Origin of the sequence: Micromonospora craterilacus (genome assembly GCF_003236315.1) — a bacterium.
Taxonomy (GTDB): domain Bacteria; phylum Actinomycetota; class Actinomycetes; order Mycobacteriales; family Micromonosporaceae; genus Micromonospora; species Micromonospora craterilacus.
In genome coordinates this window covers 1-13,927 of record NZ_POTY01000055.1, presented here as the reverse complement: position 1 = coordinate 13,927, position 13,927 = coordinate 1, and the positions used below count along the sequence as shown (strand labels likewise).

Annotated in this window: 8 protein-coding genes; 3 read left to right on the top strand and 5 right to left on the bottom strand. The window is 67.4% G+C overall.

From position 1 onward, the window contains the following. Positions 1-143: 143 nt before the first annotated feature. The gene (locus tag C1I95_RS11450) at positions 144-1,655 is read right to left on the bottom strand and encodes a glycoside hydrolase family 27 protein (RefSeq protein ID WP_233513566.1); all 1,512 of its coding nucleotides are present in this window, start codon (positions 1,653-1,655) and stop codon (positions 144-146) included. 792 nt (positions 1,656-2,447) lie between these two features. Between C1I95_RS11450 and C1I95_RS11445 the strand changes: the two genes are divergently transcribed. After that, entirely contained in the window at positions 2,448-5,360 is a 2,913-nt protein-coding gene (locus tag C1I95_RS11445) for a glycoside hydrolase family 95 protein (protein WP_233513562.1), read from the top strand. 181 nt (positions 5,361-5,541) lie between these two features. Further along, complete coding sequence (locus tag C1I95_RS11440) at positions 5,542-7,305, top strand: family 43 glycosylhydrolase (protein ID WP_111213781.1); 1,764 nt, start codon at positions 5,542-5,544, stop codon at positions 7,303-7,305. A 58-nt stretch (positions 7,306-7,363) separates the two neighbouring features. On the opposite strand, the gene C1I95_RS11435 is transcribed toward C1I95_RS11440, so the two are convergent. From C1I95_RS11435 to C1I95_RS11420, 4 genes are all read right to left on the bottom strand, one after another. Then, positions 7,364-8,755: a glycoside hydrolase family 43 protein gene (locus C1I95_RS11435; RefSeq protein WP_111213780.1), complete on the bottom strand. Its 1,392-nt coding sequence runs from the start codon at positions 8,753-8,755 to the stop codon at positions 7,364-7,366. A 455-nt stretch (positions 8,756-9,210) separates the two neighbouring features. After that, the gene (locus C1I95_RS11430) at positions 9,211-11,202 is read right to left on the bottom strand and encodes a hypothetical protein (RefSeq protein ID WP_111213779.1); all 1,992 of its coding nucleotides are present in this window, start codon (positions 11,200-11,202) and stop codon (positions 9,211-9,213) included. Then, entirely contained in the window at positions 11,199-12,359 is a 1,161-nt protein-coding gene (locus C1I95_RS11425; protein WP_111213778.1) for a 5'-methylthioadenosine/S-adenosylhomocysteine nucleosidase family protein, read from the bottom strand. Before C1I95_RS11425 ends, C1I95_RS11430 begins: the two co-directional genes overlap by 4 nt. After that, positions 12,356-13,084, bottom strand: a complete 729-nt coding sequence (locus C1I95_RS11420; protein WP_111213777.1) for an NUDIX hydrolase — start codon at positions 13,082-13,084, stop codon at positions 12,356-12,358. Before C1I95_RS11420 ends, C1I95_RS11425 begins: the two co-directional genes overlap by 4 nt. Positions 13,085-13,353: 269 nt before the next feature. Here C1I95_RS11420 and C1I95_RS11415 point away from each other — a divergent pair, with 269 nt between their 5' ends. Then, positions 13,354-13,923: an RNA polymerase sigma factor gene (locus C1I95_RS11415; protein ID WP_111213776.1), complete on the top strand. Its 570-nt coding sequence runs from the start codon at positions 13,354-13,356 to the stop codon at positions 13,921-13,923. Positions 13,924-13,927: the final 4 nt, after the last annotated feature.

Below are 13,927 nucleotides of genomic sequence, written 5' to 3'. Positions count from 1 at the left end.
CGCCAGGATCAGAGACCGCATTCGTCGACGCTTACGAACATCTCCGTAAGGCCGAACGGTCGTCCGATCAAATCGCTTCTGGCCTCGGTCGGCTGCCGGCCAGGACGAAACGGCAGCTCACGCCAAACACCGCTAATCCGCGGTCACGCTCGGCTCCACCGCTGGTTGGCGTTGCCGTGGCAGGACCAGACGATCACCGTGGTGCCGTTTGCGGTGCCGCCGTTGTTGACATCCAGGCACAGGGACGGGGAGCGGACGTTGCTCACCGTGCCGTTGCCGTTGAACGTCCACTGCTGGTTGGTGTCGCCGTTGCAGTCCCAGATTTGCACCCGGGTGCCGTTGGTCGCGTTCGTCGGGATGTCCAGACACTTGCCGAGGATCCGCAGCGTTTGGCCGCTCTGGCTGATCTGCTGGTTGGCGTTGCCGTGGCAGTCCCAGATCAGGGTGCCGGTGCCGTTGGCGGTGTTGGAGTTGTCGACGTCGAGGCATCGCCCGGCCGACTCGCTGCGCAGCCGGAACGTGCTCGGTGGGTTGGTGGTGCCGCCGCCGCTGACCCGGTACACCACCGTGCCGTGGGCCGGCACGCTCGCGGCGATGGTCCCGGCGGTGGTGGCGGTGCCGTTGGTCCACGCGTCCCGCAGCGAGAACGAGGTGCCGGTCTTGCCGATCGCCGCCGCCGTGGTGGAGACCGTCGTGGTGGAGCCACCCTGGTTGAACAGGGCGACCGCGACGTCGCCGTTGGCCAGCCGCTTGGCCAGAACGCGCCGGGTGCCGTCGTTGGACACCTGGACCGCCTGGAGTCCGAGGGTGTCCTGGTTGATCGCGATCAGGTTCTGGTTCCTGAGGATGGCCAGTGTCGCCGCACTGGCCGAGCGCAGGTCGTTGCCCATCATGAGCGGTGCCGCCATCATCGTCCACAACGCGAAGTGGCTGCGCATCTCGGTGTCGGTCATGCCGCCGTTGCCAACCTCCAGCATGTCCGGGTCGTTGAACCCGCCCGGTGCGGCATATCCGGCAAGGGGGACGTTGACGTTGACGATGTTCTGGATACCCATCGGATAGCCGTTGGTCTGGCCAGTGTTCCACGCGTTGGTGATGTCCTCGGTGGTCCGCCAGAGGTTCGCCACATCGCTCCAGTTGCGCTGCGGCCCGGTCTTCTCGTGGATGCTGTTGGAGTTGATGCTGTAGACGATCGGCCGGCCGGTCGCCGCCAACGCGTCACGCATGATGCCGAACCTCGCCACCTGGTCGTTGATGCTGCCGGTGGGGGAGCACCAGTCGTACTTGAGGTAGTCCACGCCCCAGGCGGCGAACTGCCGGGCGTCCTGGTACTCGTGGCCGAGGCTGCCAGTGGAACCGGGGAAGGCGCCGAAGTACTGGGCACAGGTCCGGTCCAGCGGAACCTGGTAGATACCGAACAGCAGACCCCGGGCGTGCAGGTAGTCGCCGAGAGCCTTCATCCCGCTCGGGAACCGTTGCGGATGGGCCTGCAGGTTGCCCTGCGCGTCCCGGTTCGGGTTGAACCAGCAGTCGTCGACGACGATGTACCGGTACCCGAGGTCCCGCAGACCGTTGTTGACGATCGCGTCGGCCATCTGGCGGATGAGCGTCTCGTCGATGTTGCAGCCGAACGTGTTCCAGGTGTTCCAGCCCATCGGTGGGGTGCGGGCGACGCCGTTGTTCAGGGCCTGCGCGGGACGGGGACCGACGATCCCGTCGGCGACGGTCGCCGTGAGGGTCAATGTCAGGACGCCCAGGACGGCCGTCAGCCATCTCTTCGGGTTACGCACGGGGTTCCTCCTTGTCGACAAGGTGATCGGTCCGGCGGCCGGTTGCTGGCGTGGCGATGACTGGCCCGGCTTGGTTGCCGTTGGTCGAGGCGGGGGCGATGACCCCTGCACCATGCTCGTTGCAGCGCTGGAGGACGCCTGCCTGCGGCCCTAGCCGGAGTGACATGCCGGGTGGCGGCGGCGGGTGCATTCAGCGCGGATCCGGCCGGTCCCAGCCGTGGTTGGCTGCCGGGGTGATGTCGCTCTGACAGCGATGATGTTAGCGCTGACATCGACGTCTGTAAATTGAAGCAGCGGCTCCCATTGCGCGGTGTCGGGTCGCCCGATCTCCGGGGGCCGCAGGGGTGGAAACATCATGGCCATCGATGTTAACGTTCGCAGAGCGCCTTCGTGTGCGACGGCATCGCATGTGGATGGGCCCGATATGAGGCCCGCTCGCCGCCCTGGCCGCCAACCCCAACGTCACCGCAAAACTGTCCGGTCTGGTCACCGAGGCCGGGCCGGGGATCCGAATATCGACTCTCATAGCTCCCGCACTTCGGGTGGCCGGCTCGGTCACCGGTTGGAGGATCGATGTCAGACCTGACCCGACGGAAAGCCCTCAAGATTGGCGCGGCAGGTGCGAGTGGCGCCCTGCTGCCACTGCCATGGACCGCCATGGCTCGTGCGGACTCGGCGGCACCGCCGCAGGTGCTGGCCGCCGGCGACATGGCCCTCTGGTACAGCGCGGGCGCCGGCACCGACTGGTTACGGGCGCTGCCGATCGGCAACGGCCGACTCGGCGCCATGGTCTTCGGCAACGTCGACACGGAACGACTGCAGCTCAACGAGGACACCGTCTGGGCCGGCGGACCGCACGATCCCAGCAACACCAGGGGTCTGGGTGCGCTGCCGGAGATCCGGCGGCTGGTCTTCGCCAACCAGTGGACCCAGGCCCAGGACCTGGTCAACCAGAACATGCTCGGCAATCCGGTCGGGCAACTGGCCTACCAGACCGTCGGCAACCTACGGCTGACCTTCCCCACCTCGGGCGGGGCGTCGCAGTACGACCGGCAGCTGGACCTCACCACCGCGACCACCTCCGTGACGTACGTGATGAACGGGGTGCGGTATCAGCGAGAGGTGTTCGCCAGCGCCCCCGACCAGGTCATCGCGATGCGCCTGACCGCCGACCGGACCGCCTCGATCACCTTCACCGCCACGTTCGACAGCCCGCAGCGGACGACGCTGTCCAGCCCGGACGGCACCACGATCGCCCTCGACGGCGTCTCCGGCAACCAGGAGGGCGTCACCGGCGCGGTCCGCTTCTACGCGTTGGCCAACGCCACCGTCACCGGTGGCACCGCGAGCAGTTCTGGCGGCACGCTGCGGGTCACCAATGCCACCAGCGTGACCCTGCTGGTCTCGATCGGCTCCAGCTACGTCAACTACCGCAACGTCGGTGGCGACTACCAGGGCATCGCGCGGCGGCACCTCACCGCCGCCCGGGCCAGCAGCTACGACCAGCTGCGTGCTCGGCACCTGGCCGACTACCAGGCGCTTTTCGGGCGGGTCAGCCTCGACCTCGGCCGCACCTCCGCCGCGGACCAGCCGACCGACGTCCGGATCGCCCAGCACAACAGCGTCAACGACCCACAGTTCTCCGCGCTGTTGTTCCAGTTCGGCCGCTACCTGCTGATCTCGTCCTCGCGTCCCGGCACCCAGCCGGCCAACCTTCAGGGCATCTGGAACGACTCGCTCACCCCGGCGTGGGACTCGAAGTACACCATCAACGCCAACCTGCCGATGAACTACTGGCTGGCCAACACGACCAACCTGCCCGAGTGCCATGGTCCGGTGTTCGACCTGGTCCGGGACCTCGCGGTCACCGGGGCCCGCACCGCCCAGGTGCAGTACGGCGCCGGCGGGTGGGTCACCCATCACAACACCGACGCCTGGCGGGCCACCTCCGTGGTCGACGGCGCGTTCTGGGGAATGTGGCAGACCGGTGGCGCCTGGCTGGCCACCCTGATCTGGGACCATTACCTGTTCACCGGCGACATCGAGTTCCTGCGGGCGAACTACCCGGCGATGAAGGGTGCCGCCCAGTTCTTCCTCGACACCCTGGTGACCGAACCGACCCTCGGCTACCTGGTGACCAACCCGTCGAACTCGCCGGAGATCGGCCACCACGCGAACGCCAGCGTGTGCGCCGGCCCCACCATGGACAACCAGATCCTGCGTGACCTCTTCGACGGGTGTGCCCGGGCGAGCGAGATCCTCAACACCGACGCCACCTTCCGGGCCCAGGTCCGGGCCACCCGTGACCGGCTGGCGCCGACCCGGATCGGTTCGCGCGGCAACATCATGGAGTGGCTCTACGACTGGGTGGAGACCGAGCGGACCCACCGGCACATCTCGCACCTGTACGGACTGGCGCCCAGCAACCAGATCACCAGGCGCGGCACGCCGCAGCTGTTCGAGGCGGCGCGGCGGACGCTGGAGATCCGGGGCGACGACGGTACGGGCTGGTCGCTGGCCTGGAAAATCAACTTCTGGGCACGGATGGAGGAGGGCAACCGGGCCCATGACCTGATCCGTTTCCTCGCCACACCGGCCCGGCTCGCACCGAACATGTTCGACCTGCACCCGCCGTTCCAGATCGACGGCAACTTCGGCGCCACCGCCGGCATCGCCGAGATGCTGCTGCAGAGCCACGCGGGCGAGTTGCATATCCTGCCGGCGCTGCCCACGGCCTGGCCCAACGGACGGGTGGCGGGCCTGCGTGCCCGGGGCGGGCACACCGTCGGCATCACCTGGAGCAACGGCCGGGCCGGCGAGATCCTCATCCGGCCGGACCGGGCCAGCACCGTGCGGCTGCGCGGGCGGCTGTTCGCCAGCAGCCACACCGTGGTCGACGTCGCTAGCGGCGCGGCGGTCCAGACCCGGCGGATCGAGACCGACCTCATCGAGGTCACCGTGCAGGGCGGGCGGACCTACCGGGCCACCGGCTCCGGGACAACCACGCCGACCCTGGAACAGAGCTTCACCAACGCCAGCACCACCAACGACACCAACACCGACGCCGGGAACTTCGACGGCAACGGCGCCACCCTCTCCGCGCAGGCCCTGGCCCAGGCCGGCGTCACCCCGGGCAGCACGGTGAGCCGTAACGGGGTGAACTTCCGCTGGCCCAACGTCGCGGCGGGCGGTGCCGACAACGCCATCGCCTCGGGCCAGTCCGTCAGCGTGACCGGCACCGGTCGTACGCTCGGCTTTCTCGCGACCAGCAGCTACGGCGCCGTGTCGGGAACCGCCGCGGTGGTCTACGCCGACGGTACGCGCCAGACGTTCACCCTCAGCACCCCCGACTGGTACGGCGGCCCACACGCCGGCGGCACCGCCGCCATCGTGACGACGTACCAGAACCGGCCGGGCAACCAGCGCGTGACCGTACCCGCCTGCGTCTACTACGTGGGCGTGGCGTTGCAGAACAAGCCGGTGGCCCGCGTCGAGTTGCCCAACATCAGCGCTCGACCCGCGGCCGGCGTACCCACCATGCACATCTTCGCGATCGCGATCGGGACCTGACGGCACACCGGCCATCCCGCCTTCGAGTCGAGGGTTCCGACGGAGCCCGCGGTCGGCGCTGCCAGACGGCCGCACGAGGCGACCACACCACCAATTACAGGAGTCCGTTGTGAATTTCGCATCCCCGCTGCCGCCCAGCGGCAGAACCAGGCGTGGAATCGCCTGGTTGCTGGTTCCGTTGATGTTGGCGACGTTCCTCGCCGCTCCGGCGAGGGCGGACAACCCGATCGTCCAGCACGTCTACACGGCCGATCCGGCACCGCTGGTGCACAACGGCCGGGTGTACGTCTACACCGGCCGCGACGAGGACGGCTCGACCTACTTCACCATGCGCGAGTGGCGGGTGTTCTCGTCGGCGGACATGGTGAACTGGACCGACCACGGCGTCCCGATGAACCTGGCGACGTTCAGCTGGGCGGACGCCAACGCCTGGGCGGGTCACGTGATCGAGCGCAACGGCCAGTTCTACTGGTACGTCCCGGTCCGGCAGCGTTCGAACGGACAGATGGTGATCGGTGTCGGGGTGTCGAGTTCGCCGACCGGGCCCTTCCGGGACGCGCTCGGCCGGCCACTGCTGGGCAACGGCGAGATCGACCCGCACGCCTTCGTCGACGACAACGGCCAGGCCTACCTCTACTGGGGCAACCCGAACCTGTGGTACGTCCGGTTGAACGCGGACATGATCTCGTACTCGGGCGGCCTCACCCAGATCCCGCTGACCACCGCCGGGTTCGGCACCCGGACCGGGAACCCGAGCCGGCCCACGTTGTACGAGGAAGGCCCGTGGGTCTACAAGCGCAACGGCGTGTACTACAACGTCTTCGCCGCGGAGTGCTGCTCGGAATTCATCGCGTACTCCACCGCGCCTGGGCCGACCGGGCCGTGGACCTATCGGGGCACTGTCATGCCGCGGCAGGGAAGCAGCTTCACCAACCATCCCGGCATTATCGACTTCGCCGGCAACTCGTACTTCTTCTACCATAACGGGGCGTTGCCCAGCGGTGGTGGCTTCACCCGATCGGTCGCGGTGGAGAGGTTCAGCTACCGCGCCGACGGGTCGATCCCGACCATGAACATGACCACCGCCGGCCCACCCCAGGTCGGCACCCTCAATCCGTACGTCACCCAGGAGGCCGAGACCATTGACTGGGCCAACGGCATCGAGACCGAGCCGTCCAGCGAAGGTGGGATGAACGTCGGCTTCATCGAGAACGGCGACTGGATTCGGGTCAAGGGTGTTGCCTTCGGCGTTGGTGCCTCGTCCTTCACCGCGCGGGTCGCCTCGGGAAGCGGCGGCGGCACCATCGAGCTGCGGCTGGACAGCAGCACCGGCCCGCTGGTCGGCGCCTGCGCCGTGACCGGCACCGGCGGTTGGCAGAATTGGACGAACACCACCTGCAACGTCAACGGTGCCACCGGCACCCGCGACCTGTACCTGCGCTTCACCGGCGGCAGCGGCTACCTGTTCAACATCAACAACTGGCGGTTCACCGCCGGCCCCGGCGCCAACCTGGTGACCAACGGCAACATGGAGAGCGGCACGACCGGGTGGTCGGTGTTCGGCAGCGGCACGCTGACGCCCGACACCAACGTCGTCCGTGGCGGCTCCCGGTCGCTGCTGCACACCGGGCGTACGGCCTCGTGGAACGGCCCCAGCCAGGACCTGACCTCGAAGTTGACCAACGGCCGGACATACACGACGACCGTGTGGGTACGGTCGCAGAGCGGGACCCCCTCGGTGCGGCCCACCTTGGCGGTGACCGCCAACGGCACCACCAGCTACGTCCAGCTCACACCGGCGGCGACGTTGAACGCGAACGGTTGGACCCAGCTCACCGGCGCGGCCACCGTGTCGTGGAGCGGAACCCTGACGAACGCCCGCTTCTACGTCGAGACAGCCTCGGGCACCGACAACCTGTACCTGGACGACGTGACGGTCCAGTGACCGGCAGGGCGGGCGGACCCGGGCCTCGGGTGCCGCCCGCCCATACCGTCGGGGATGGTCACGAAGTGATCCGGAAGGTGGCGTCCTGGCGGTCGCCGGCGCTCGAGGACGAGCTGAGAGGATCGATGCGCAGCACATATCCGGCGTGCCGTAGGTAGTACGTGGGGAAGTTGTACGAGCGGAACGACGACCAGGAACCATCGGCGAGTCCGGCGACGCGGTAGAAGGTGGCGTCGGCCCGGAACGTCGCGGTGTTGTCGTTGGGGTCCAGCCGCGCCACGTAGCCGCTGTGCCGCAGGAAGCTGCCGGGCACGCTGACCGACTCGAACGACACCCCGGTCGCATCGGCGAGTCCGGGCACCATCCGCCAGAGCTGATCCCGGTACGGCTCGAACGGGTACGGGTCGATGCGTACCGTGCGGTTGGCGTGCCGTACGAAGTAGTCGGGAAAGTTGGAGGACTTCAGCCGGACCCAGTTGGGCGTACCCCAGCGAGTGACCGCCGCGTTGTACTCGGCCTCGGTAATGCAGACGATCGAGCCGTGCTTGGAGTTCAGCGGCGGGGTGTAGTCCCGCTGGCTCAGCACGGACCACGCGTTGGCGCCGAGGTTGCCGGTGGACCAGAGGTAGAAGTCGTTGTTGACCGGGCTGAACGAGTCGCCCCAGAGCCACCAGCCAGCGCCGTCGTTGCGCCTGACCAGATGCGCACCCTCGATGGCGTTGCCCTGGCGCAGGCCGCTGGTGTAGGTGGTGAAGCTGTTCGGGGCGCCGGTGTTCGACCGGGCGCCGTACAGGTACCCGTTGGCGAGGTTCTTGTAGTACATGTACGTCACGCCGCCCTCGACGTGGATGTCGGCGTCGAGCACCGGGAAACCCGGGCTGAAGTAGGTCTGCGGCGCGCTCACCGTGCGGAAGTCGCTCGTGTAGTTCACCAGGAACAGGTCCGTGGTGGTGTTGGCCGAGTAGACGATGGCGTACTGCCCCCGCCCGGCGTCCCAGAACACGGTCGGTGCCCAGGTGTGGACGTTGGCGTAGGTGTGCATCTGGATCCGGCGGTATCCGGTGAAGCTGGTCAGGTTGGTCGAGTCGTACACGTGCAGGTACTGGCTGTTGCGGCCGAAGTTGAGGCCGTACAGGTCGGTGGCGACCACCACGAAGGTGCCGTCCTGCTTGCGGTGGATGAACGGATCGCGCAGCCCGAGGTCACCGGCGGTCGGGGTGACCACCGGGTTGTTCTGGTTGAGGGGGGTCCAGTTCAGACCGTCCCGGCTGACCGCAAGGTGCAGGCCGTAGTTGGCCCCCGACTGATTCGGTGACTCGGTGAAGTAGGTCTTCAGGTACCCGGTGTAGGTGGCTGCCGCTGCGGGCGGCGGGTTGATCGTCAGGCCGTACGCGGTGAGTCCCGCGGTGGCGACCGCACCCAGGGTGAATGCTCGTCGGCTCAGGGCCATCGTGTTGACCTCTCTGGTGGTGGGACAGGGGTGACTCCCGCACGCCACGGGCTGGGTCGGCCCGTTGTCAGAGGACGGCAGGCGGGCAGGCGGTGTCGCGGCGGTAGGCGACCCTCGACGCCCGGGCTGTGCATTGTGTGCCGCCCGGCGGCGGTGGGCACTCGCCCGATTCCATAAGTCCGGGGCTCGAGACTTGATGGACTACCATCGATGTTATCGTTAACATATCGGCTTCGGTGACAGGTGCGCAAGCCCCAGATTCCGGGAGACGCCGGTCGGAATCCCCTCGCAACCCCGACCTGACCGTGCTGAAACGTCACTCCGCGCCGGCGGTTCCCACCGTCGTGGTGTTTGGGTCGTTCCGCGAGGGCTGGTCCGTCAGCAGCAACATGCGGCACCACCGGAATGAGTCGCCTCTTACCCGAGCCCCTGTAGGGGCGTGATTGCGGCCATGGCTAGTCGAGTAGCCCGCGTATGGCGCTTGCGAGGTTGGCGAGTCTTTCGTTGGCGCGGCGGCGTCGGTGTTTTACCCATTCTTTGCCTTCGGCAGCGACGCCTTCGAGGACGTGCAGGGTGTGATTGAGCCCGGCCGCGTCCAGCGACAGCTCGGCGATCTTGGCAGCGTTCTCGTCGTCCTGGAGCGTCTCGTTGTCGGGTTCGGTTACCCGGATGGATATGGGTTCTCCGTTGAAGAGCGTCAGCTCGAAGGTCTGCTGCCGGGTCGCGATCCCGTCGATCCGGACCGCAGCGACGGCGTCAAAGCGGTAGTTGAGGCGTTGGGTGGTGTGGCTCGCGACGGTCTCGAATTCGAGATCGATGTTGACCTGCCGAACGCCGTCGTCGGTGAGCAGGAACAGCAGCAGACGGTATCGGGAGTACCGCCACGGTCCCTGGGGGTACCGGGCCTTCTTGCAGGACGGCGCCGGTGCTTCGATGAAAGCGTGTGCGATCACCTGGCTGGGGCGCAGTCGGTACTGCTGCATGGCCTGGTTGACCAAGACTTTGCGGTCGCTCTCCAACCAGGCAGCCATCTCGGTGTCCGACGGCTTGTCGGACAGCTTGTGGCGCCACCGGTGGTACGCCTCCCAACGGGCGGTGTCCTTATCGTCTCGTTCTGCCTGGTCATCGACGACCCTGCGGCGTTCGGCGACGATCCGGAACGACGAGCGTATCGCCAGCACTGCAGATACCGCCGTGAGCAGAAGCCAGAATGTGCCGGACAACGGGGCGGTGGTCACGACGGCAGGTACTGCCCAGAAACACCCGGCGGCGAGGAGAGCCAGTCCTCCCGCGTTGAGGACCCAGGTCTTGGCGGGAGTGCGCAACTGCTGGCGGTACGCCGTCAACGTGTCCCGCTCCCATTGCCCTCGGACATCGCTCACCAGGTGTCGAACGAGCCAGGCGACCCGGTCGACCTCGATGCGTTGTTCCCGGTAGAGTTCGACGACCTCGTCGCGGAGGTGCCGCCGGATGCCCGCCGTCTGCGCGAGCCAGTAGGCTCGGTCGGTACCTCGTGGGACGTACCGTCGGAAGTAGCGGTCGAAGAGACGGTCCACCTTGCGAGCAAAGCCATCTGGTGGTGCCTCCCGTCGCCTTTGCTGTGGTGGACGGATCTGTGCTTCCTTCACGCGCAGCCGTGTCTCGCGGTAATACCGGTCCGCCCCGCCGAGACAGAAGGATGCCAGCCCGATCAGGCCGGCGAGCAGCCCGAGGTACGGGTCGAGCGTGCCGCGAGCCGCCACCAGCACGCTCATTTGCACCACGGCGAGGGTGAACACGCCAACGCCGGCGCCGGCACCGAGCCAGTCGCGGAGCGGAACAGCGGCGGGCTGCACCGGCAGAGTCCGAGGCTGAGCGGGTGTGGGGTGAAAGAACTTCCAAATTCTCGTGTGCCGGTCGCCCGTCGTGCGCTGCAACTGCGCCAAGGCGACGGACTTCCACCACATCTCATCCTGCATCGCACCCTCGAGCAATGCCTCGAGGTGGCCGTAGATCTCGTCTCGCTGACGCTTGTTCAGTGCGTCGATCTCCTTGACCACGAGATCCGTCTCGGCATCGCAAATCGGGGTCAGGAGGCGGCCGATCACCTTCAAGCCCGCAACCCACTCGTCACGGTTGTCGAGGTGGGGCAGGCTGGCGCAGATGGCGATGAGGCGATCCAATTCCTCGGGCGCGAGTTGACGCAGGGTACGTCCGCTCAACAGGGCTATGAGCCGGAAGAACTGGACCTCCGCGGTGACATAGCCGCCGGCGACCGCCTTCTCGATGAGCGTGCGCGCCTGGTCACGAACCCGCCCGTCGAGATAGTGCATGGCGGCGGCGAACTGATCCTGAGGATTGGGGTCCGGCGGAAGCCGGTAGAAGTTGATGTCACCGTGGACGACGCCTGCCTGCACGTCGACGTGCGCATCTCCGTGAGCGACGTTGGTCGCGGTGGGGGTCGTCATGACATGCCCCGGACTGCGGCGATGATCGCCGCGAGCCGCGCCGCCAGTTCGGCTACGTCGGCTACCAGACCCCGCAACCGCTTGAGCGCGACAAGTAGACCGCCCTTCTTCTCGGGCTTGCCCGCCGAGATGCAATCCGATGCGACATCCAGCTCCGACTCGGCGGCGGCATAGGTTTCCTCGTCCAGACGCCCATCGCGGTGAGCCTGCTTGAGGTGCGTTCGCAGGTCAGCGAGGCTCGTTGCCAGATCGATCGGCCGCTCGGCGCCAGCGCCGACGTTGACGTTGCCGTAAATCTGCCCGGCCTGCACCCCGACCTGAGCGTTTCCGCTGGCGATGTTGCGGTTGCTCATATGCATCGTTGGGCTCCTTTGCCGGTCCGCTGCGCCTGTTTGGCCGGTCGGACCATCGGTATTCAGTTCTCGCGCCAGCGCGGTGGCGAACGCCGCGGCGTGACGTGCGGCCTTCGGTTGCCAGTTCTTGCCGTCGGTGGCTGCCTTGCTGCCGTCGGCGTGGTCGCTGATGCCGCGGACGACCACCACGGGCAGGGCCCGGTTGAGGTGGCCCGCCTGGGCCACACCGGCCGCCTCCATCTCGATCGCCACGGCGTCGTTGTAGTGCTGACGGATCCAGCGGGCCTGTTCGGAGATCCCCGAGTCCTGGACAACCTCTCCTGCGGCGATCGGCCCGAAATGGACGTAGGGTGCTGCGTCTGCGGGAAGACCGCGACGCCAGGCGGTGGACCTGGCGACATGCTGGGCGATCTGGTCGGCCTCATGGGGGATCTCCCACGCCTTCGGTCGGGCCTTCAGGCCGTCGTCCTCGCTGGTGCCGCCGTGGTAGGCGTAGATCTTGCTGGCGACGACGACGTCGCCGAGGCGGATGTTGGGCCACAGACCACCGGCGACTCCCACGAACAGCACAGCGGTCGGGGAAAACTCAGCCATCGCCCGCTCCGTGAGCACCGCGGCCGGATGATTGCCCTTGCCGACCAGCCCCAGCGCGACTCGGCAGTCGCTTTGGTCGATCCGGCCGACTTCGAAGCGGGTGCCGGCGGGGTGCAGACGCACCCGCAGGTCGGTCAGCTGGTCGCGGACCGCTTCGTACTCGAGGTTCAGCGCCGTGAGGATCACGACGACACCGCTGTTCGTACTCACGCTGTCTCCTTGTCTGCCTGGCCATGGGGTCGGGTCATCGGAGGATGAAGAGTCGTGCGGGGTCCGGGGCGAAACAGCCGGGCGGGACGCCCCCCTTCGGTCTTGCGACTCGTGCCGGCGGGGACGATGAAGCCGTCTACGCTCTGCACTTTCCGGTAGAAATTCCGCGGATCCAGCCGCACGCCCCACACCGCTTCGTAGACGTCCTGGAGCTCCACGATGGTGAAAGTCGGACCGCAAAATGCGGTGGCGAGCGCCGACCGCTCCAACTTCTCCCGCGCCCGTTCGACACCGTCGGTCAGGATCTGCTCATGATCGAAGGCGAGCTGCGCGTCACCGGACAGCGCCTGTGCCACCGGGGTCCAACACGCCTGGGACGCGTCGGTGCCGGCAACCGGCTCGGGTAGCCGAGGAGCGATTGCCAGGTAAGCCGCAGAGACAACCCGACCTCGGGGGTCGCGATCCGGCAGGCCGTAGATACCAAGCTGTTCGAGGTGCAACTGATCCAGCCCCAAGCCAGCCTCCTCGGCAAGCTCTCGATGGGCGGCCGTCACGAGGTCTTCCCTCTCGTGGCTGAGGAAACCGCCGGGCAGAGCCAAGGCGCCCTGATAGGGCTCAATCCCGCGCTGGATCAACAGCACATGCAGCCGGGATTCCCGCAAGGTGAATATGACGAGGTCAACCGCAAGAAGAACGGTCGGCGGAACCCAGCGATCGTCAGACATGAATCGACCATAGGCTTACTGTCACTCTGACAGGAAGGGGGCTGGGTGTCGGATTTCAGCGCTTCACGCAGGCGGAATGGCTACTTTCGCCGCTTGACTACCCGGTCGTTGACCAGCCGCTCCGCTGGGTCGACTGGGCTGGCCTGACCTTTGGCCGAGCATCGTCGCGATGACGCTGACACCTGTCCGGTGCCCTGTTGCTAGTGGGGAGTGGCGGCGATCACATCGGATCGGGACCTAATCCGGGTGGGCCCGTCGTCTTACCGGATGTGAGGACCGGCCTAGACGCTGCTGACGAGGGTGAACTCGTACGCCGAGTCGCCCGTGGAGATCGGCGGGCGTTCGACGAACTCTACCGGCGTACCGCGCCGTGGCTGGAGGTGCGCCTGCGCCGCCGGTGCGCCGACCCGGACGTGGTCGCCGAAGTCCTGCAGGACGTGTACCTGACGGTCTGGCGGGCCGCGGGCAGCTTCGTCGGCGCCCGGGCCAAGAGCAGCGGCGAGACCCAGGGGAGTGCGGTGGGTTGGCTGTGGACCATCGCCGCCCACCGCTTGGTGGACGCGTTCCGCCGCCGGGCGCGGCAGGCGCAGGTGCCGCAGGTACAGCTCATGCCGAGCACGGCCCCCGCCGCTGAGGACGAGGTCATGGCTGCCCGGGTGGGACAGGAACTTGAGCAGGCCCTGCTCGTCCTACCGCCCGAGGTCCGCGACGCCTTGCGGGCCACCGTCCTTGACGGGCTCTCGCCGCGCGAGGCGTCAGTGCTGCTGGGGGTACCGGAGAACACCGTCAAGTCCCGTGTCCGCCGAGCCCGGATCGCCCTACGGGAGGCGCTGTCATGACAAC